This window comes from Candidatus Izemoplasma sp. (assembly GCA_036172455.1).
GTDB lineage: Bacteria > Bacillota_I > Bacilli_A > Izemoplasmatales > Izemoplasmataceae > JAIPGF01.
Genome location: JAXKVY010000002.1, coordinates 488,699 through 507,034, shown reverse-complemented (window position 1 = coordinate 507,034; position 18,336 = coordinate 488,699). Strand labels below are relative to the sequence as shown.

Annotated in this window: 30 protein-coding genes; 28 read left to right on the top strand and 2 right to left on the bottom strand. The window is 36.0% G+C overall.

The features are described from left to right. Positions 1-2: 2 nt before the first annotated feature. From UMR38_05225 to UMR38_05195, 7 genes are all read left to right on the top strand, one after another. Positions 3-1,058: an alanine/ornithine racemase family PLP-dependent enzyme gene (locus tag UMR38_05225; protein MEC9485257.1), complete on the top strand. Its 1,056-nt coding sequence runs from the start codon at positions 3-5 to the stop codon at positions 1,056-1,058. Further along, positions 1,051-2,130: an alanine racemase gene (gene alr, locus UMR38_05220; protein ID MEC9485256.1), complete on the top strand. Its 1,080-nt coding sequence runs from the start codon at positions 1,051-1,053 to the stop codon at positions 2,128-2,130. The genes UMR38_05225 and alr overlap by 8 nt, the downstream gene beginning before the upstream one ends. 13 nt (positions 2,131-2,143) lie before the next feature. Beyond that, positions 2,144-3,358, top strand: a complete 1,215-nt coding sequence (gene arcA / locus UMR38_05215) for an arginine deiminase (GenBank protein ID MEC9485255.1) — start codon at positions 2,144-2,146, stop codon at positions 3,356-3,358. Positions 3,359-3,386: 28 nt separating this feature from the next. Next, positions 3,387-4,406, top strand: a complete 1,020-nt coding sequence (argF, locus tag UMR38_05210; GenBank protein ID MEC9485254.1) for an ornithine carbamoyltransferase — start codon at positions 3,387-3,389, stop codon at positions 4,404-4,406. Then, the gene (gene arcC / locus UMR38_05205) at positions 4,399-5,313 is read left to right on the top strand and encodes a carbamate kinase (GenBank protein MEC9485253.1); all 915 of its coding nucleotides are present in this window, start codon (positions 4,399-4,401) and stop codon (positions 5,311-5,313) included. The genes argF and arcC overlap by 8 nt, the downstream gene beginning before the upstream one ends. Positions 5,314-5,510: 197 nt before the next feature. Continuing rightward, positions 5,511-5,801 (top strand): hypothetical protein, encoded by a 291-nt coding sequence (locus tag UMR38_05200; protein ID MEC9485252.1) that lies wholly within the window; start codon positions 5,511-5,513, stop codon positions 5,799-5,801. 111 nt (positions 5,802-5,912) lie between these two features. Next, on the top strand, positions 5,913-6,131 hold the full coding sequence (locus UMR38_05195; protein ID MEC9485251.1) for a hypothetical protein: 219 nt from the start codon (positions 5,913-5,915) through the stop codon (positions 6,129-6,131). 254 nt (positions 6,132-6,385) lie between these two features. On the opposite strand, the gene UMR38_05190 is transcribed toward UMR38_05195, so the two are convergent. After that, positions 6,386-7,792 carry an amidohydrolase gene (locus UMR38_05190; GenBank protein ID MEC9485250.1) on the bottom strand — a complete coding sequence of 469 codons (1,407 nt, stop codon included), beginning with the start codon at positions 7,790-7,792 and terminating at the stop codon, positions 6,386-6,388. A 139-nt stretch (positions 7,793-7,931) separates the two neighbouring features. Here UMR38_05190 and UMR38_05185 point away from each other — a divergent pair, with 139 nt between their 5' ends. Beyond that, positions 7,932-8,780, top strand: a complete 849-nt coding sequence (locus tag UMR38_05185; GenBank protein ID MEC9485249.1) for a DegV family protein — start codon at positions 7,932-7,934, stop codon at positions 8,778-8,780. Between the two features lie 29 nt (positions 8,781-8,809). Here UMR38_05185 and UMR38_05180 read toward each other — a convergent pair whose 3' ends face one another. Continuing rightward, positions 8,810-9,430, bottom strand: coding sequence for a Crp/Fnr family transcriptional regulator (locus UMR38_05180; protein MEC9485248.1), 621 nt, complete (start codon positions 9,428-9,430; stop codon positions 8,810-8,812). A 303-nt stretch (positions 9,431-9,733) separates the two neighbouring features. Here UMR38_05180 and rpsJ point away from each other — a divergent pair, with 303 nt between their 5' ends. From rpsJ to rpmD, 20 genes are read left to right on the top strand one after another with little or no spacing between them, the layout of a single operon-like run. After that, a complete protein-coding gene (rpsJ, locus tag UMR38_05175) occupies positions 9,734-10,039 on the top strand; it encodes a 30S ribosomal protein S10 (GenBank protein MEC9485247.1) in 306 nt (101 codons plus the stop codon). Positions 10,040-10,065: 26 nt separating this feature from the next. Next, complete coding sequence (rplC, locus tag UMR38_05170) at positions 10,066-10,764, top strand: 50S ribosomal protein L3 (protein ID MEC9485246.1); 699 nt, start codon at positions 10,066-10,068, stop codon at positions 10,762-10,764. Between the two features lie 24 nt (positions 10,765-10,788). Then, positions 10,789-11,412: a 50S ribosomal protein L4 gene (gene rplD, locus UMR38_05165; GenBank protein ID MEC9485245.1), complete on the top strand. Its 624-nt coding sequence runs from the start codon at positions 10,789-10,791 to the stop codon at positions 11,410-11,412. Then, positions 11,412-11,696: a 50S ribosomal protein L23 gene (rplW, locus tag UMR38_05160; protein ID MEC9485244.1), complete on the top strand. Its 285-nt coding sequence runs from the start codon at positions 11,412-11,414 to the stop codon at positions 11,694-11,696. The genes rplD and rplW overlap by 1 nt, the downstream gene beginning before the upstream one ends. Positions 11,697-11,714: 18 nt before the next feature. Continuing rightward, positions 11,715-12,542, top strand: a complete 828-nt coding sequence (gene rplB, locus UMR38_05155; GenBank protein ID MEC9485243.1) for a 50S ribosomal protein L2 — start codon at positions 11,715-11,717, stop codon at positions 12,540-12,542. A gap of 17 nt (positions 12,543-12,559) precedes the next feature. Then, a complete protein-coding gene (gene rpsS, locus UMR38_05150; GenBank protein MEC9485242.1) occupies positions 12,560-12,853 on the top strand; it encodes a 30S ribosomal protein S19 in 294 nt (97 codons plus the stop codon). Next, positions 12,853-13,188 (top strand): 50S ribosomal protein L22, encoded by a 336-nt coding sequence (rplV, locus tag UMR38_05145; GenBank protein MEC9485241.1) that lies wholly within the window; start codon positions 12,853-12,855, stop codon positions 13,186-13,188. The genes rpsS and rplV overlap by 1 nt, the downstream gene beginning before the upstream one ends. Positions 13,189-13,202: 14 nt before the next feature. Next, positions 13,203-13,856: a 30S ribosomal protein S3 gene (rpsC, locus tag UMR38_05140; GenBank protein ID MEC9485240.1), complete on the top strand. Its 654-nt coding sequence runs from the start codon at positions 13,203-13,205 to the stop codon at positions 13,854-13,856. Beyond that, entirely contained in the window at positions 13,856-14,284 is a 429-nt protein-coding gene (gene rplP / locus UMR38_05135) for a 50S ribosomal protein L16 (GenBank protein MEC9485239.1), read from the top strand. The genes rpsC and rplP overlap by 1 nt, the downstream gene beginning before the upstream one ends. Continuing rightward, the gene (gene rpmC, locus UMR38_05130) at positions 14,274-14,462 is read left to right on the top strand and encodes a 50S ribosomal protein L29 (protein MEC9485238.1); all 189 of its coding nucleotides are present in this window, start codon (positions 14,274-14,276) and stop codon (positions 14,460-14,462) included. Before rplP ends, rpmC begins: the two co-directional genes overlap by 11 nt. A gap of 15 nt (positions 14,463-14,477) precedes the next feature. Further along, the gene (rpsQ, locus tag UMR38_05125; protein ID MEC9485237.1) at positions 14,478-14,732 is read left to right on the top strand and encodes a 30S ribosomal protein S17; all 255 of its coding nucleotides are present in this window, start codon (positions 14,478-14,480) and stop codon (positions 14,730-14,732) included. A gap of 33 nt (positions 14,733-14,765) precedes the next feature. Beyond that, entirely contained in the window at positions 14,766-15,134 is a 369-nt protein-coding gene (rplN, locus tag UMR38_05120) for a 50S ribosomal protein L14 (GenBank protein MEC9485236.1), read from the top strand. Positions 15,135-15,150: 16 nt separating this feature from the next. Continuing rightward, a complete protein-coding gene (gene rplX, locus UMR38_05115; protein MEC9485235.1) occupies positions 15,151-15,480 on the top strand; it encodes a 50S ribosomal protein L24 in 330 nt (109 codons plus the stop codon). A gap of 20 nt (positions 15,481-15,500) precedes the next feature. Next, positions 15,501-16,040 carry a 50S ribosomal protein L5 gene (rplE, locus tag UMR38_05110; GenBank protein ID MEC9485234.1) on the top strand — a complete coding sequence of 180 codons (540 nt, stop codon included), beginning with the start codon at positions 15,501-15,503 and terminating at the stop codon, positions 16,038-16,040. An 11-nt stretch (positions 16,041-16,051) separates the two neighbouring features. Beyond that, positions 16,052-16,237: a type Z 30S ribosomal protein S14 gene (locus UMR38_05105; GenBank protein ID MEC9485233.1), complete on the top strand. Its 186-nt coding sequence runs from the start codon at positions 16,052-16,054 to the stop codon at positions 16,235-16,237. 45 nt (positions 16,238-16,282) lie between these two features. Further along, positions 16,283-16,678 carry a 30S ribosomal protein S8 gene (gene rpsH / locus UMR38_05100; protein ID MEC9485232.1) on the top strand — a complete coding sequence of 132 codons (396 nt, stop codon included), beginning with the start codon at positions 16,283-16,285 and terminating at the stop codon, positions 16,676-16,678. A gap of 19 nt (positions 16,679-16,697) precedes the next feature. After that, positions 16,698-17,234 (top strand): 50S ribosomal protein L6, encoded by a 537-nt coding sequence (gene rplF, locus UMR38_05095; GenBank protein MEC9485231.1) that lies wholly within the window; start codon positions 16,698-16,700, stop codon positions 17,232-17,234. Between the two features lie 9 nt (positions 17,235-17,243). Next, entirely contained in the window at positions 17,244-17,615 is a 372-nt protein-coding gene (rplR, locus tag UMR38_05090; GenBank protein ID MEC9485230.1) for a 50S ribosomal protein L18, read from the top strand. Positions 17,616-17,627: 12 nt separating this feature from the next. Then, positions 17,628-18,155: a 30S ribosomal protein S5 gene (gene rpsE, locus UMR38_05085; GenBank protein MEC9485229.1), complete on the top strand. Its 528-nt coding sequence runs from the start codon at positions 17,628-17,630 to the stop codon at positions 18,153-18,155. After that, positions 18,155-18,334, top strand: a complete 180-nt coding sequence (rpmD, locus tag UMR38_05080; GenBank protein MEC9485228.1) for a 50S ribosomal protein L30 — start codon at positions 18,155-18,157, stop codon at positions 18,332-18,334. The genes rpsE and rpmD overlap by 1 nt, the downstream gene beginning before the upstream one ends. Positions 18,335-18,336 lie beyond the last annotated feature (2 nt).

Genomic DNA, 18,336 nt, shown 5'->3' with positions numbered 1-18,336 from the left:
TTATGTATCCAAGAATCACGATTGACTTAAAGAAGTTCAAGCATAATGTAAATACCTTAGTTAAACTCGCTCATCAACATAACCATACAATGATGGGAGTAACCAAGGTTTTTTGCGCAGACCAAAAGTTGATTGATGTATATAATGAATCTAATGTTGACTACTTAGCAGATTCTAGGTTAGAGAACTTATTGAAAATGGAAACTGATAAGCCTAAAGTATTGCTGAGACTACCAATGTTATCTGAAATAGATGTCTTGGTGAGTCAAGTTGATATTTCTCTAAATTCAGAACTAACAACAATCCAAAAAATCAACGAATCAGCTCAACGACAAGGTAAAAAACATAAGGTTATTCTTATGATTGACCTAGGTGATTTAAGAGAGGGTATTTATACTGAAAAAGAGTTAAATTATGTTGTACATGAGGTTATGAAGCTTCCCCATATTATACTAGAAGGTATTGGCACAAACCTGACTTGCTACGGAGGTATTATACCTAGCGTTGAAACACTAGAAAAGTTAGTTGCCTTTAAGGTTAAAATTGAACATTTAACCGGGAAACCTCTTAACATTATTAGTGGAGGTAATTCATCTAACTTAGAACTATTAAAATCAAATCAAATTCCATCAGGGGTTAACAATATCAGATTAGGAGAAAGCACCGTCATTGGAAGAGAAACTGCATATGGAAAGATGTATGATAACTTATTTAATGATGTATTTGTTCTCGAGGCAGAGGTAATCGAGAATAAAGTCAAACCTAGTGTTCCGATAGGTCAAATTGGTATGGATGCATTTGGAAACACCCCCTCATTCGAAGATAAGGGTAAGCTTGAACGAGTGATTCTTGCTGTCGGAAAACAAGATGTGAATCACAATGAGCTGATTCCGTTTGATAGGGTAGAAGTCCTAGGATCAAGTAGCGATCACCTTATCGTTAATGCTAGTCAAAGTGGTAAAACGTATCAAGTGGGAGATGTTTTGAAATTTAAATTGACCTATCCTGCAATTCTGACCCTTATGACATCTGTTTATGTGGTGAAACACTATGTTTAAATATCACCGTAAGACACAAGCCGACATTGTGTTAAAGAATATATATTCGAATTTTTTAGAGGTTCAAAAACGTGTTGGAGATAAGACAATTATACCTGTTGTTAAGGCAAATGCATATGGTCACGGCGATATTGAGGTGACACAATACTTACATGAAAAAGGGGTTGACCAATTCGCAGTAAGTTTGCTTGAAGAAGGGTTGAAACTACGTCAAAAATTCCAAAATATTTCGCTTCTATGTATGGGAGTCGTTGAAGGAAAAAGTTTATGTACTGCAGCCAAAAATAATATTACTGTTACCTTAACTAATTTTGATCAAATTGAAGATTTAATGCAATTAGATGCTCATTTGAAAGTACATATTAAGGTAGATACAGGGATGCACCGTTTAGGGTTTAATGATTTAGATGACATTAAAGAAGTTATTCAATTTTGTGAAGATCATCAATTTATTTCATTAGAGGGTATTTATACTCACTTTGCTACAGCTGATTGTGATGAAGCGTACTATTTGATGCAATTAAAAAAATTTAAAAGAATACTCAATGATTTAAATTATGATTTCAAGAAAGTACATGTTTCAAATTCAAGCGCTAGTATTAAATATGAAAACCAATTTGATTTTACTACACATGTTCGACTGGGTATAAGTCTTTATGGGTGTTCATTAGATGATAATATGGATTTTCTAAAACCAACGATGATTTTGAAAACAAGAATTAGCCAGGTTAGATCGCTCAGTAAAGGTGATAAACTCGGTTATGGCATTACATATACTGCAAGAGAAGATGAAATGATTGGTATATTACCGATTGGATATGCAGATGGATTCATTCGAAAAAATCAAAACGGAAATGTGATGATCAATAATAAAAGATACCCCCTTGTTGGGCGAATTTGTATGGATCAGTGCTTTATACAAATTGATGATAGCGTTACTAAGAAGGATACGGTATACTTATTTGGTAAAGGTATTGATATTAACGAAGTAGCCGATCGCTTAGATACAATCAATTATGAGGTGCTTTGTAGCATTAGTGATCGTGTTCCACGTGTATATATTAAAGAATGAGAGGAATGATTCTATGAAAATAAATGTTACATCTGAAATTGGCACTTTAAAAACTGTCTTACTACACAGGCCGAGTTTAGAGCTAGAAAATCTAACACCTGATATCTTAGAACGGCTATTATTCGACGATATCCCCTATTTAAAACAAGCGCAAAAAGAACATGATGCTTTTGCAGATGTGTTAAGAAATCACAATATTGAAGTGCTCTATATTCAAGATATGGTGGTAGAAGCACTTGAAAATCATCCAGAAGTAAAGAGCAATTTTATTAACCAGTTTATTGAGGAGTCACATGTTCAATCATATTCTGTAAAAGATGCATTGTATGAGTATCTAGAGAAACTTGATTGTAAAACTATGGTTTCCAAAATGATTGAAGGAATCCGAACAACTGATATTCACATTGTTGAAAAAACTTCAATTATGGACATGTTAGAAAATGAATATCCATTCTTTACTGATCCAATGCCGAATCTTTTATTTCAACGAGACCCATTTGCAACTTTAGGAAATGGCGTTGTCATGAATAACATGATGACTCAAGCTAGAACAAGAGAAACTTTATTGAGTGAATATATGTTTAAATATCATCCTCGATTTGAAAATGAGGATATTCCATTTTATAATGACAGGTTTGATCGATATAAATCTGAGGGTGGAGATTTCTTAGTACTAAGTAAGGATGTTTTAGCCATAGGTATTTCACAAAGAACAGATCCTCGAGCAATTGAACGAATTAGTAAACGATTATTCCGAGAAAACACCTCATTTAAGACGGTGTTAGCATTTAATATTCCAAAGTCGCGCGCGTTTATGCACTTAGATACTGTCTTTACACAAGTAGATTATGGTGTTTTTACAATACATCCTGGTATTCAGGAAAGATTAACTATTTTCGAAATTGAACGTACTGATAACGGTATCCAAACAACGAAAGTTGTAACCTCTTTAGAAGCTATTTTAAAGAAACATTTACAAAGAGAAATCACCTTAATTCATTGCGGTGGAAAAGATCTTATCACCAGCGGACGTGAACAATGGAATGATGGTGCAAATACCCTTGCTATTGCACCTGGTGTTGTTGTCGTTTATGAGAGAAATAATGTTACTAATCAAGCGTTAAGAGATGCAGGCATTAAGGTGTTAGAAATTCCATCTAGTGAACTATCTCGCGGACGAGGTGGGCCACGTTGCATGAGCATGCCATTGTTAAGGGAAGATTTATAAAAAATACTAAAATAATAAGGAGCGAATTATGAACTTAAAAAACCGTAATTTTGTGACATTACTAGACTTTACACCCGAAGAGATTAACTATTTAATTAAACTTTCGAGTAAGTTGAAAAGTGAAAAGTATGAGGGAATTGAACACAAAGTATTGACCGATAAGAACGTAGTTTTACTGTTTCAAAAGGACTCTACCCGGACACGTTGTGCATTTGAGGTTGGTGCTCAAGATTTAGGGATGAGTACCACTTACTTGGGTCCTAATGGATCTCAAATGAATACAAAAGAGAGTGTTAAAGACACTGCTAGAGTTCTTGGTCGAATGTATGATGGTATTGAATTTAGAGGATACAATCAATCGGATGTTGAAGCGCTTGCTGAACATAGTGGAGTTCCCGTTTGGAATGGGTTAACTGACATTTATCATCCAACTCAAATTTTAGCTGACTTTTTAACAATAAAGGAAGTTTTTGGAGAGTTGAAAGGGATCAAGTTTACCTATGTTGGTGATGCGAGAAACAATATGGGTAACAGTTTAATGATTGGCGCAGCTAAATTAGGTCTTCATTTCACTGGTGTTGCACCTAAAGCGTTATGGCCAGAACAATCATTAATCGATACCTGTAATGAAATTGCTAAGGAAACAGGCGCAACCTTGAATTTTACAGAAGATAAAATGGAAGGTACAAAAGATGTTGATGTTATTTATACTGATGTTTGGGTTAGTATGGGTGAGCCAAAAGATGTTTGGCAAGATCGAATTGAACAATTAATTGATTATCAAGTAGATAAAGAATTAATGAATAACGCACATAAAAATGCTATATTTATGCATTGTTTACCTGCCTTTCATGGAAAAGATACAAATGTTGGTGAAGAAATTGCTAACACATTTAAAGAGCAATTTCCAAAGTTAAAGAATGGTGAAATGGAAGTGACTAACGAAGTGTTTGAATCGAAACAAAGTGTAGTATTTCAGGAGGCAGAAAATAGAATGCATACTATTAAAGCGGTTATGCTGGCTACATTAAAGGATCAGTATGAGTAGAATAGTTGTTAGTCTAGGAGGTAATGCTCTAGGTAAAACCCCTGCCGAACAGAAACTACTTCTTACAAATGTTGCTGAGCACATTGTTGAGTTAATAAAGGATGGTCACGAGGTGGTGATTGCACATGGTAATGGTCCCCAAGTAGGGATGATAAACCTTGCATTTACGGAAAGTGAAAATACACCTCAAATGCCTTTTCCTGAGTGCGGAGCAATGAGCCAAGGGTATATTGGGTATCATATGCAAAATGCTATCGGTAACGCTTTAAGTATGCATAAGATTAACCGTAATATTGCAGCTTTGATTACTCAAGTTGTTGTTAATGCCAACGATGAGGCATTTGATAATCCAAGAAAACCTATTGGGGCATTTTATACAGAAGAAGAAGCTCTTAAATTAGAAGCAGAAATGGGCTATAATATGGTTGAGGATTCTGGACGGGGATATCGACGTGTCGTACCGAGTCCGATGCCAATTGATGTTAAAGAGAAAGCGATGATTCAATCCTTATTAAAAGCAGGACATATTGTTATCACTGTTGGTGGTGGAGGGATTCCTGTTGTAGAAACGGAAAAAGGCTTAGAAGGGATAGCGGCAGTAATTGATAAAGATAATGCCAGCGCTACTTTAGCTGAGGAAATCGACGCAGATATGCTTGTTATTTTAACAGCTGTTGATCAAGTGTATATTAATTTTGGTAAAGACAATGAAAAAGCACTATCTAATGTGACTGTTGATGAGTTAGAGACATATATCAAAGAAGGACACTTCGCTCCAGGAAGTATGTTGCCAAAGATTAAAGCAACCTCACGTTTTGCAAAAACTGGAAAAACAAGCGTTATTGCATCATTAAACAATGCTGAAAAAGCATTCAAATTAGAATCAGGAACTATTATTACACAATAAACAAGACCCTATTTAAGGCCTTTTTTTGAGAGTGGAGGAATACTATGGTAATCGCAATAATCGGTGAAAACTACACAGGTAAATCTACTTTAGTTGAAGCCTTGAAAAACCATATCAAATTTGAAGAATATTCGGATAAAGATTATTTGTAACTCGCCAAAAATGAATCAATAGCTAATAAGACCTTCTGTGATATATTGAATCAGGCTGACGGAATTATTATTTATGTTGTTTCAGAGAAAAAAGACCTTGAATTATTGCCAGATAATGCAGTTAAAGTATTATTGAAAGAAGATCAAGAGATAATAAAAGAACGCTTTAAAATGCGCATGAATGGCAATCTACCAAAACCTGTAGAAATGATGATTGAAAGAAAACATGGAATGTTTAATGAAGATACAATGGATCTCGTTTTAGAGTCGAGTTCAATTGAAGAGCGTGTATCACAATTTATTGGCTACATCAATAGAGAAAACCAGTATAGTTAAAATAAGTTTTATCTTGCTACTTAAAAGGATAATGTGTATTGATAGCCTTATATTTGGATGAAATAAAGAAATCATGTTATCATTAAGTATGCGATTAAGAGGAGTGATTTGATGAGTGATGATAAAAAGGCTGTTATTAAAAATGATCAAACACGGATTTCAAACAATGATCGCGACCATAGTTTAGGCCAGCACGCTATTCGTGTTGGTGAATCTAAAGAAGAGGATATTAATACATCTGAAAAGCACAATCTTCATAATTGGATTCTAGTGATAACGTTTTTAAGTATTATATTTATTATTGTATTATTGGTCCTAATTTCATGGTAAGTGATTGTTTATAGTGTACTTAAAGGAAAAATAAATAATAAACCACATTGAAAAATGAACGTTTTTCAGTGTGGTTTTTTATTATAAGTAAAACCTCCTTTCCTCATTCTATAATAAAGAGTTGATTTTTTACTTATACTGTCTACTAAACTATACTAAACCCGATTTCACCTCTTATGGTTAGTATTCAAAAAGATGTTAATAAACACAGTTCTTTTTGTGTCTACTAACATCTTACTAGTTCACAGCCTAAGTTATTCTTTTTTGTAAACGAGATTACCGTCTAAATACGTTTCTAATACATTGATTTCAAGTAAGTCTTCGGGCGCATTTTTGTTGGGGACCCTATCTAAATAGATATAGTCGTTAAAAGTTTGACCTTTATCATATGAGTGGAACATATTATGGCTTGTATAGCATTCCAATGCTTCTTCATAAGTGAATGGATTATCGTTTTTCATTGCCTCTAGATTGGGATGTTTAATCGATTTTCTTGTCATTGCTGTATATATATTAGCGAATGGATTAACAGCTTCTACAGGCGCATCAGTGCTAAATCCGACATTTAATCCTTCCATGAACATTTTATGGAATAAATATGATTCCTTTATTCTTTTTTTACCAAGTCGCTTACTAACAATAGGTAAATCACTGTTGATAAAAATGGGTTGTACGATTGGCATTATTCCCATATTTTTCATACGTTGAATTTGAGACGAAGTTGCAAGTTGAGCATGAATTAAACTGTGCCGATGATTGGTTCTTCCAGTACGGTTTGTTACACGTTCAATTGTATCTAAAATAATATCAATGATTCCATCACCAATTGCATGGATAGCAACATCCATTCCATGGGAGTCCGCAAGATAAATAAGTTCTTCTAGTGTAGCATCAGTAAAGACTTTAATCCCCCTTGTTGATGGATCGTCATCATATGGCTCATTGAGATAAGCTGTACGCCCACCAAGACTACCATCTGCTAATAACTTGAGTGGTCCCATTTTAAAGTTCCCAAAAGTCGTTTTATGATGGTTTTTATTTAAGAAAGATTTTAATATTTTCACATCTGGTATGTTCGCTTGTTCGGTCAAACGAATTGTCATCTCACCTGAGTCATACAGCTCTTTTAAGGACTCTAGTACAAGTTCATAAGGGACATCTAAGATTGAAAAATCATCACTCGCACATTGTGTAATCCCTTGTGAAAACAACTGTTCTTGGCCAGATAAAAACATATTTTTTATGGCTGCTTTATCATTTTTAGGTAAGATTGATTTAATTAGTTTCATTGCATCTTCACTAAATGTACCAGTAGTTAGGTCAAACTTTCCGCCAGGTACTTGAGGTGTATCTTTATCAACTCCTGCGAGTGCCATTGCTTTATCATTACAGACCAGGACATGACCACAGACACGCAAAAAGATGACGGGTTTTTGTGTTGATACTTGGTTTAAATCATCCTTTGTTGGGTAGCGTTTTTCAATAAACTGATCTTGATGCCAACCGCGACCATATATAAGATCTTTGTCAATTGTTATATTGTAGGTATCTTTAATTGATTTATATCCAGATAAATCAACCATTGTTTGGACATAGCCTAATCCAAGTAAATGGAGATGAGAATCATTAAAAGCAACATGCTTATGCATAGTATCACTCACTTTCTATCCTTAATTATAGCAATAATAACCAAAAAAAGACAAAGAAAAGACTTGTAATATATTTTACTAAAATTTATAATAACTCGTTATAAAAAATCCTATAATGTGCTATAATGTTATATGAAATAGGGGGAGAAAGATGAAACCAATTAAGTTAATATCAGATAGCACATGTGATTTAAGTTCTAACATCATAAAAAAACGGAATATTGAAATCATACCGATGCACGTATCATTCGGTGATGAACGTTATTTAGATGGAGTAAATATTACAGTTGATACACTCTATCAAAAAGTAGAGGAAACAGGGGATTTACCTAAAAGTGCAGCCATTTCACCAGGAGAGTTTGAAGAGGTCTTTAAACGGTTTCTAGATGAAGGATATCAAATTCTTTATTTGGGTATTGGCGCACAGTTTTCTGGAACATTTCAAAGTGCTAATTTAGCTAAGACGTTATTAGAGTCAGAAGATATATATCTTGTTGATTCAGCGAATTTATCAAGTGGTATTGGTCTTTTATTACTTAAGGCATCAGATATGATTGAAGAGGGTCTGAATATTGATGAAATTGTTGCTAGTTTAGAAGCCACCGTTCCTAAAGTAAGAAGTCAATTTGTGATTGACACCTTAGAGTATTTATACAAGGGTGGTCGGTTAAATGCCTTAAGCAATTTTATGGGTAATATGTTAAGACTTCACCCATTAATCAAAGTTGTTGATGGGAAAATGATAGTAGGTAAAAAAATATCTGGCGCTATGCGAAAAGCAGTACGATATATGGTGAATGAAACTATTTCAAATCAAGATAAGATTGAAAGTGATTATATTATGATTACGCATTCAAAAGCGGAGAAGAATGCTGATTACATACGTCAAAACGTCGTTAACAATATGAGTGTAAATAACTTGCTTGAAACAAAAGCGGGCTGTACGATATCAACTCATTGTGGTGCCGGTACTATCGGTATTCTTTACATTGAAAAGTAATAAAAGACAACTTGCAAAAGTTGTCTTTTTTATTGTACCTTAATCGTGATCGTATGCCTATCATAATCGATTAATCCTTCATCTCTCATTTTAGAGAGTTCTCTACTTAATGAGGGGCGTCTTACATAAAGTGCTTCAGCGAGCTCTTCTTTTGATTGGTCGAGTTTAATGATGTTTGATTGTTGCTTCTTTTTTTGTGCATAGAGATAATATAAAATTTTATCTCTTAAGCAATCTTGACTTAATAGTTTGTTTTTGTTGTTTACTTCGTAGGTCTTATCACTTAGTAGTTTTAAATAGTTACTTAGCAGTGTTTCTGATTCACTAAGCCACCGTTTAAACAGTTGGTTATTAATCTTGGCAATTTGGGTATGTTCTCTTGCGATCAAAGTGCCTGGATAGGCCTTACTGTGGCTGCCAAATATTAATACATCACCATACATCATCCCTTCATAGAGTGAACGAATAATGAACGTATGACCTGCAAGAGAATAGGACTTGATAACAATAGATCCACTTAAAACAATCCCAATATAAGTACTCATTGCACCCTCTTGTTCAATCGTATATCCTTTGGGATAGGATACGATATCAATTTGTCTCAAATCAACTTTTGCGCTTTTTAGTAATGGTACCTGATGTAATTGCATCAAACCACTCCTTTTTGTAACATATGTTACATAAAGAGTATATCACATAGATAGTATATTATGCAATTTTCTTATTTTAATACCGAAATAAGCCCTATATATATAATAAGGAAGGAATTTTAAAAAAAGTGAGAAAAGTACTTGCATTGGTAAATCTTTTTTGGTAATATGTCTAAGACTCACGTCTGAGTCAGGCAACGAAGTGGGAGGTTGCTGACACACCGAGAGGCGTTGTCTTGGTCGTCAGGTAATTTCCATGGAGCAAGTCTATTACAAGAGAATAGGCATAAAAAGGAGGAAAACATGGCAAATCAAAAAATTAGAATTAGATTGAAATCTTATGATCACAGATTATTAGATCAATCAGCGCAAAAAATTGTAAGAACGGCAAAGAAAACAGGTGCTAAAATTAGCGGACCTGTACCACTGCCAACTGAAAAAGAAATCTTCACAATCTTGCGTTCAGTTCACGTTAACAAAAAATCTCGTGAACAATTTGAAAGACGTACTCACAAACGTCTAATCGATATTACGGATCCTACTCCGGCTACGATCGATAGTTTGATGCACCTAGATTTACCATCTGGTGTTGACATTGTATTAAAATAATTAAACAAATTTAAGGAGGTTTACTCATGGCCAAAGGTATCTTAGGGACAAAAGTTGGAATGACACAAGTTTTCAGCGACGCGGGTGAATTAGTACCTGTTACAGTTGTAAGTTGTGAACCAAATGTTGTTCTTCAAAAGAAAACTTTAGAAAAAGATGGATATGAAGCCATCCAATTAGGCTTCAAAAACAAACGTATGAAGTTAGCTAATAAATCTGAATTAGGTCATTTAGCAGCTGCTGATGCGGATCCTAAGCGCTACTTAAGAGAAGTTAGAGGAAATGAAATGTATAACTTTGAAGTAGGTCAAGAGATTAGGGTAAATATATTTGAAGAAGGCGAAGTTATTGATGTAACGGGAACTTCAAAAGGAAAAGGATTTGCTGGTTCAATTAAGCGTCATAATCAATCACGCGGACCAATGAGTCACGGTAGTCACTATCACCGTGGACCAGGGACAATGGGACCAATTGATCCAAATCATGTTCGCCCAGGTAAAAACTTACCAGGACATATGGGACATGAAACTGTTACAATTCAAAACTTAGAAGTTGTTAAAGTCGATTTAGACCGTAATTTACTTCTAGTTAAAGGGTCTATTCCAGGACCTAAAAAAGGATTAGTCTTCGTTAAACGTGCTGTTAGCCAAGAACCTGTTGACGCACTAAATCCAGAAGATTATATCGTTAAAACTGAAACCGAAGCTGAAGAAGCTCAAGAATAACCACTTTCGAAAGGAGGATTTAAAATGCCAAAAGTTGCATTGATGAATCAAAGCGGTAACGTTGCTGGTGACATCACATTAAATGATGCTGTGTTCGGGATTAAACCTAACACACAAGCAGTTTATGAAGTTGTTAAATCACAACGTGCTGGTATGCGTCAAGGAACACATAAAGTGAAAGGACGTAGTGAAGTTTCCGGAGGTGGCGCAAAACCTTGGAGACAAAAAGGGACAGGACGAGCTCGTGCTGGTTCAAACCGTTCACCTTTATGGGTTGGTGGAGGAACAGTATTTGGTCCTACACCACGTAAATATAAATTAAAAGTAAATCGCAAAGTAAGACGTTTAGCATTAAAAAGCGTATTAAGCTCTAAGTTGCAAGATGAGCAATTAGTTATTGTTAAAGACTTAGCATTAGAGAGTATGAAAACAAAGGAAATGGTTGCGGTACTTAATAACCTAAAACTAGAAGGTAAAGTTATTATTGTTGTTGATGCGTTAAACGACAATCTAATTTTAGCAGCACGTAACATTCCAAACATCACATTAGCAACTGTTGCTCATGCAAGTGTTTATGATTTATTAAATTATAAAACAGTTGTGTTAACAGAAGCTGCTGTGAAAAATTATGAGGAGGTGCTTGGATAATGAGAGCGAGTGAAATTATCAAACACCCAATTATCACAGAAAAAACAATGTTACTTTCTGAAGAACAAAACAAATATACATTTAGCGTTGACAAGCGCGCAAATAAAATTCAAATTAGAAAAGCTATTGAAGAGTTATTTGATGTGACTGTCACTAAAGTAAATAAGCTTAAGAGTGCCCGCAAGAAAAAACGTGTTGGGCAACACCAAGGTTTCAAACCTGTCATTACAAAGGCTATTGTTACATTAGCTGATGGTGACAAGATTGAAATCTTCGAAGCATAAAGTTAAGGAGGATTTCATATGGCTTTAAAGAAATATAAAGCGATGACCAACGGACAACGACATATGACAAGCTTGGATTATTCTGAAATCACAACGAATAAACCAGAGAAGTCGTTATTAAAACCACTTCCTAAAAAGTCAGGTCGTAACAGTCAAGGTAGAATTACGGTTCGCCATCATGGTGGTGGAGCGAAACGTAAATACCGGATCATCGATTTCAAACGTGATAAAGACAATATTCCTGCAAAAGTAGCTACAATCGAATATGATCCAAACCGTAGTGCTAACATTGCATTGTTACATTACGCAGATGGAGAAAAACGCTATATCATTGCACCTAAAGGACTTAAAGTAGGTATGACTTTAGAATCAGGTGATAATGCAGATATCGTTGTAGGGAATGCATTACCACTAAATAAAATTCCAGTTGGACGGTTTATCCACAACTTGGAAATGAAACCTGGTAAAGGTGGACAAATTGCACGTAGTGCAGGTGCGAAAGCACAAATTATTGGCCGTGAAGAACGTTATGTGCTTGTTAAATTAGCAAGTGGAGAACGTCGTAAAATTCTAGGAACTTGTAAAGCTACCATCGGTGAAGTTGGTAACCAAGACTATGAATTAGTTAACCGCGGTAAAGCTGGTAAAAATAGACACAGAGGTATTAAACCTACTGTTCGTGGATCAGTAATGAATCCAAACGATCACCCACATGGTGGTGGAGAGGGACGTCAGCCTATCGGTCTGAAATCACCTGTTACACCTTGGGGTAAACCAGCCCTTGGACTTAAAACTAGAAAATCGAAAAAAGCTAGCGATCGTTTAATCGTTAGCCGTCGTAAATAGGAGAGGAGGAACTCAATATGGCACGTTCATTAAAAAAAGGACCTTTTTGTGACGATCATTTGATGAATAAAATTGAAGCTTTAAACGAGCAAAGCAAGAAGCGTGTTGTACAAACTTGGTCACGTCGTTCGACGATTTTCCCTGAGTTTGTTGGACATACAATTGCAGTATATAACGGAAAAGAGCATATCCCTGTATATGTTACAGAAGATATGGTTGGACATAAATTAGGAGAGTTCGCTCCAACACGATCTTTCAAAGGACATAACAAAGAAGAAAAGAAAGCAACTAAACGAGGAGGCAAAGCATAATGGAAGCCAGAGCACAATCAAAAATGGTTAGAATCTCTTCTCGTAAAGTGAAATTGGTGCTTGATTTAGTTAGAGGTAAAGATGTTCCAGAGGCATTAGCTATCTGCCAACTTACACCTAAAAAAGCTGCGCCAGTTGTTGCCAAGTTAATTAAGTCTGCAGTTGCCAACGCAGAACATAATTACAACATGGACACAGATAACCTTTTCGTCAAAGAGATATATGTCGGTGAAGGCCCTACGTTGAAACGTTTTAGACCACGCGCACAAGGTAGAGCTACCGCTATTAATAAACGTACTAGTCACATCACAGCTGTTGTGGCTGAGAAAGAGTAAAGGAGGGAATCACATTGGGTCAAAAAGTAAGTCCAGTCGGATTGAGATTAGGAATTATTAAAGATTGGGATTCTCGCTGGTATGCGGATAAAAATGACGTAGCTGATTTATTACATGAAGATCTTAAGATTCGCGAATTATTAGAAGATTTTTATAGAAATGCAGCAGTTTCAAGAATTGAAATAGAGCGTATGAAAAACCGCATTATCGTTTCTGTCCACACAGCAAAACCAGGAATGGTTTTCGGTCGTGGCAGCAGCATTAAGAATGCCGTTGTTGAAAAACTACAAAACTTAACAGGTAAAGAAGTATATTTAAATATCCAAGAAATCAAAAAGCCGGATTTAGATGCGAAATTGGTCGCAGAAAATATCGCGAGCCAATTAGAAAACCGTGCTTCATTTAGACGCGTCCAAAAAATGGCTATCCAACGTGCTATGCGCGCTGGCGCTAAAGGATGTAAAACATTAGTATCAGGTCGTTTAGGTGGAGCTGAAATGGCACGTAGTGAAGGATATTCTGAAGGAAATGTTCCATTACATACATTCCGTGCAGATATCGATTATGCTGCTGTTGAAGCAAACACAACCTATGGAAAACTTGGTGTTAAAGTTTGGATCTATAAAGGCGAAATTCTACCGGCTAAAAAAAGAGGAGGGAGAAACTAATGTTAACTCCGAAAAGAACGAAATATCGCCGTCCTCATCGTGTATCATATGAAGGTAGAGCAAAAGGTGGCATTGAAATAAATTTTGGTGATTACGGGTTAAAATCATTAGATGGTGCTTGGATAAGCAGCCGTCAAATTGAGTCAGCTCGTATCGCATTAACACGTTTTATGAAACGTCAAGGTAAAGTTTGGATTCGTATTTTCCCACATATGGCGAAAACAGCGAAACCATTAGAAGTTCGTATGGGTTCTGGTAAAGGAGCTCCTGACGGATTTGTAGCAGTAGTAAAACGTGGAACAATCATGTTCGAAGTTGGTGGTGTAAGTGAAGAAATCGCGCGTGAAGCATTGCGCTTAGCTTCTCACAAATTACCAGTAAGAACGAAAATTGTAAAACGAGAAAGTGGTGATTCTAATGAAGGCTAATGAAATTAGAGAATGGGACACTACGCAAATCAATGAAGAAATATCTGAGTTGAAAAAGGAACTATTTGATCTTCGTTTTCAACAAGCGACAGGTCAACTTGAGAATACTGCTCGCATTGGAAAAGTAAAGAAAGCGATCGCTCGCATGAAAACTGTGCTTAACGAGCGCGCTAAATAGAGGTGAGAGATCAATATGGAACGTAATAGTCGTAGAGTATTAACAGGAATGGTTGTCGCTGATCAAAACGATAAGACAATTTCTGTATTAGTTGAAATATACAAAAAACATCCATTATATGGAAAACGTGTTAAACAATCGAAAAAATACACTTGTCATGACGAACTCAACAAAGCAAGAGTTGGCGACAAAGTACGTATTATGGAAACACGTCCATTGTCAAAAACGAAAAGATTCCGTTTATTAGATGTTGTGGAAACACGCTCTTAATAAATGTAGGAGAGCTTAAAGGAGGTTCTTAGGATGATTCAACAAGAATCAAGATTAAAAGTAGCGGATAATTCTGGTGCTCGTGAAGTCTTAGCAGTTAAGATTTTAGGGGGAACAGGACGCAAATACGCCAACGTTGGCGATATTATAACAGTTACCGTAAAACAAGCAACTCCTGGTGGAATGGTTAAAAAAGGAGACGTTTTACGTGCTGTAATTGTACGTACGAAAAAAGGCGTTCGTCGTAAAGATGGAAGCTATATAAAATTCGATGATAATGCTGCTGTAATTGTTCGTGACGACAAGAGTCCACGCGGAACCCGTATTTTTGGACCAGTAGCACGTGAGTTACGTGAAGCAGGATTTATGAAAATTGTTTCACTAGCTCCAGAAGTATTATAGAGTAGGAGGTTACAGAATGAAAATTAAAAAAGGCGATACTGTTAGAGTTATTAGCGGTGCAAACCTCAATCGTGAGGGAAAAGTGTTAAAAGTTTTTCCAAAAACGAATAAAGTGATCGTTGAAGGTGTTAATATTATTAAAAAACATGCGAAACCTACTCAAAATAATCCAGAAGGTGGCATCATGGAATATGAAGCACCAATTCACGCATCAAATGTAATGCTTGTTGATGGTAAAAATGGACCAACACGTGTTGGTTATAAAACTATCACTGAGAAAGTTAAAAAAGAAGACGTCACACGTAAAGTAAGATATTCTAAAAAATCTGGTGAGGTATTAGACTAATCAGAAAGGAGGCTTTTAGCATGAATCGCTTACAAGAAACATACAATACATCAGTGCGTCAAGCATTGGTTGAGAAATTTGATTATTCATCAATTATGGAAGCACCAAAAGTTGATAAAATCGTTGTCAACATGGGTGTTGGAGATGCGAAAGATAATGCCAAAGCATTAGATGACGCAGTTGAAGAATTAATGACATTAACTGGACAAAAGCCAGTTATTACAAAAGCTAAAAAATCAATTGCGAACTTCAAAATTCGTGAAGGTATGGCAATTGGATGTAAAGTGACATTACGCGGTGAAAGAATGTATCAATTTTTAGATAAATTAATCGCTGTGGCATTGCCACGTGTTAGAGACTTCCAAGGGGTGTCAAACAAAGCGTTTGATGGTCGTGGAAATTATACACTAGGTGTTAAAGAACAATTAATTTTCCCTGAGATTAACTATGATAAAGTTAACCGTGTTCGCGGTATGGATATCGTGATTGTTACAACGGCTAATTCAGACATCGAAGGGTTAGAATTGCTCAAACAACTCGGAATGCCGTTTAAGAAATAAGGAGGAAACTAATGGCAAAAAAATCAATGGTTGTAAAACAACAAAAGAAAGCGAAATTCTCTTCAAGAGAATATACACGCTGTCAACGTTGTGGGAGACCTCATGGCGTTTACAAAAAATTTAAATTATGCCGTATTTGTTTCCGTGAATTGGCATATAAAGGACAAATACCAGGCGTTAAAAAAGCAAGCTGGTAAGCTAAAATAAACTATATTCCAAGCAATTGGAAGGAGGAAAAATAAATGGTAATGACAGATCCTATCGCAGATATGTTAACCCGTATCCGGAATGCAAACCAAATGAAAAAAGCGAAAGTGGATATTCCTGCTTCAAAGCTCAAAAATGAAATTGCAGAGTTGTTAAAAAAAGAAGGATATATCACAGATTATAACATTATAAATAAACATCCTCAAGATGTGCTTCGCGTCACCATGAAATATATGCAAAACGAACGCGTTGTAAAAGGATTAAAGCGTATTTCTAAGCCCGGTCTTAGAGTATATGCAAAAACAAACGAAATTCCTAAAGTATTAAATGGACTAGGTATTGCCGTGATTTCAACATCTCAAGGTGTTATGACAGACCGTGAGGCACGTAAACAACGTGTTGGTGGCGAAATCATCGCATACGTATGGTAATCAAACAGGAGGTAAAAAAATGAGTCGTATTGGTAAAAAGCCGGTGGCTATTCCTGAAGGTGTTACTGTCACAGTTGACGGAAACTTGGTTACTGTTAAGGGTCCTAAAGGATCACTTGAATTTACACATCATGAAGACATGAGTGTTTCAGTGACTGATCAGGAAGTTATCGTAGAAAGACCATCTGAGTCAAAATCTCACCGTTCGATTCACGGAACTACCCGTGCCGTAATAAATAATATGGTTGACGGTGTGACTCAAGGTTATAAAAAGGATTTAAAAATGATCGGTGTTGGATACCGTGCACAAGTTAAAGGTAAAACACTTGTAATTAGTGCTGGATATTCACACGATGTTGAAATGGAAATCCCTGAAGGATTAGATGTAAATGTTGAGAAAAATACAGCAATTACTATTTCAGGTATTGATAAACAACAAGTCGGAGAATTCTCTGCAAATGTAAGAAAGGTTCGTCCACCTGAACCTTATCTTGGAAAAGGAATTCGCTACGTCGATGAACACGTACGTAGAAAAGAAGGAAAAACTGCTAAGTAGCAGTTAGGAGTGTTGATTATGATTAAGAAAAAATCGAGAAATAAAATGCGTCAAAAACGTCACTTACGAGCAAGAAAATCATTGGTCGGGACACCACTTCGTCCACGTTTAAGTGTATATCGTTCTAACAAACATTTATATGCACAAGTAATCGATGATATTAACGCGGTGACACTTGCAAGCGCATCAACGATTGAAAAAGATGACAAAGTAGACAATGGTGGAAATGTTGAAGCTGCAAAAGTGGTTGGAGAAAAAATCGCTAAACGCGCGCTTGAAAACAATATCAATAATGTTGTCTTTGATCGTAGTGGGTATAGATACCACGGTCGCGTTAAAGCATTAGCTGATGCTGCACGTGATGCAGGATTGAAATTCTAAGGAGGTTAGCCAATGCAAGACAAGAAAAATCGTAGAAGAAGACCTCGCCGTAGACGCCAACCAAAGCAATACGAAGAGCGAGTTGTCAATATTAGCCGTGTTACAAAAGTTGTAAAAGGTGGACGTCGTTTCCGCTTTAGTGCACTTGTTGTAATCGGTGATAAAAAAGGTAAAGTTGGATTCGGTACTGGTAAAGCTCAAGAAGTACCAGATGCGATTAAGAAAGCAATCCAAGATGCCAAAAATAATTTAGTTAAAGTACCAATGTACGGAAAAACAATCCCACATCAAATTGTTGGAAAACATTCAGGTGGAGAAGTATTCTTAAAACCTGCTGTTGGCGGGACTGGAGTCATTGCTGGTGGTGCAGTGCGTGCCGTACTTGAGTTAGCTGGTGTTGAAGATATCTTAAGTAAAAACTTAGGGTCAAATACGCCAATTAATATCGTTCGTGCTACATTCGATGCAATTGATCGCTTAAGAACTGCGGAACAAGTTGCACGTACACGTGGTATGAGCGTTGAGGAGATTTTACACTAATGGCTGAATTACATATCACGTTAGTGAAAAGTGCTAACGGTGCAAAACCAAACCACCGTAAAACCGTTAAAGCACTTGGCTTAAAAAAGATGAGAAAAACAGTTGTTAAACAAGATACACCTACCATTCGTGGTATGGTACGTTCAATCTCACACTTAGTAGAAGTACAAGAGAAGTAGGA

Coding starts and splice junctions, on each gene's coding strand:
- arcA (MEC9485255.1), top strand. CDS start 2,144: ATGAAAATAAATGTTACATCTGAAATTGGCACTTTAAAAACTGTCTTA.
- UMR38_05180 (MEC9485248.1), bottom strand. CDS start 9,430: ATGCAATTACATCAGGTACCATTACTAAAAAGCGCAAAAGTTGATTTG.
- rpmD (MEC9485228.1), top strand. CDS start 18,155: ATGGCTGAATTACATATCACGTTAGTGAAAAGTGCTAACGGTGCAAAA.
- rpsQ (MEC9485237.1), top strand. CDS start 14,478: ATGGAACGTAATAGTCGTAGAGTATTAACAGGAATGGTTGTCGCTGAT.
- UMR38_05105 (MEC9485233.1), top strand. CDS start 16,052: ATGGCAAAAAAATCAATGGTTGTAAAACAACAAAAGAAAGCGAAATTC.
- rpsH (MEC9485232.1), top strand. CDS start 16,283: ATGGTAATGACAGATCCTATCGCAGATATGTTAACCCGTATCCGGAAT.
- rplV (MEC9485241.1), top strand. CDS start 12,853: ATGGAAGCCAGAGCACAATCAAAAATGGTTAGAATCTCTTCTCGTAAA.
- rplW (MEC9485244.1), top strand. CDS start 11,412: ATGAGAGCGAGTGAAATTATCAAACACCCAATTATCACAGAAAAAACA.
- rplC (MEC9485246.1), top strand. CDS start 10,066: ATGGCCAAAGGTATCTTAGGGACAAAAGTTGGAATGACACAAGTTTTC.
- rplE (MEC9485234.1), top strand. CDS start 15,501: ATGAATCGCTTACAAGAAACATACAATACATCAGTGCGTCAAGCATTG.
- rplF (MEC9485231.1), top strand. CDS start 16,698: ATGAGTCGTATTGGTAAAAAGCCGGTGGCTATTCCTGAAGGTGTTACT.
- rplX (MEC9485235.1), top strand. CDS start 15,151: ATGAAAATTAAAAAAGGCGATACTGTTAGAGTTATTAGCGGTGCAAAC.
- UMR38_05185 (MEC9485249.1), top strand. CDS start 7,932: ATGAAACCAATTAAGTTAATATCAGATAGCACATGTGATTTAAGTTCT.
- rplP (MEC9485239.1), top strand. CDS start 13,856: ATGTTAACTCCGAAAAGAACGAAATATCGCCGTCCTCATCGTGTATCA.
- rplB (MEC9485243.1), top strand. CDS start 11,715: ATGGCTTTAAAGAAATATAAAGCGATGACCAACGGACAACGACATATG.
- rpmC (MEC9485238.1), top strand. CDS start 14,274: ATGAAGGCTAATGAAATTAGAGAATGGGACACTACGCAAATCAATGAA.
- rplN (MEC9485236.1), top strand. CDS start 14,766: ATGATTCAACAAGAATCAAGATTAAAAGTAGCGGATAATTCTGGTGCT.
- rpsE (MEC9485229.1), top strand. CDS start 17,628: ATGCAAGACAAGAAAAATCGTAGAAGAAGACCTCGCCGTAGACGCCAA.
- UMR38_05225 (MEC9485257.1), top strand. CDS start 3: ATGTATCCAAGAATCACGATTGACTTAAAGAAGTTCAAGCATAATGTA.
- alr (MEC9485256.1), top strand. CDS start 1,051: ATGTTTAAATATCACCGTAAGACACAAGCCGACATTGTGTTAAAGAAT.
- UMR38_05195 (MEC9485251.1), top strand. CDS start 5,913: ATGAGTGATGATAAAAAGGCTGTTATTAAAAATGATCAAACACGGATT.
- arcC (MEC9485253.1), top strand. CDS start 4,399: ATGAGTAGAATAGTTGTTAGTCTAGGAGGTAATGCTCTAGGTAAAACC.
- rplD (MEC9485245.1), top strand. CDS start 10,789: ATGCCAAAAGTTGCATTGATGAATCAAAGCGGTAACGTTGCTGGTGAC.
- rpsJ (MEC9485247.1), top strand. CDS start 9,734: ATGGCAAATCAAAAAATTAGAATTAGATTGAAATCTTATGATCACAGA.
- rpsS (MEC9485242.1), top strand. CDS start 12,560: ATGGCACGTTCATTAAAAAAAGGACCTTTTTGTGACGATCATTTGATG.
- argF (MEC9485254.1), top strand. CDS start 3,387: ATGAACTTAAAAAACCGTAATTTTGTGACATTACTAGACTTTACACCC.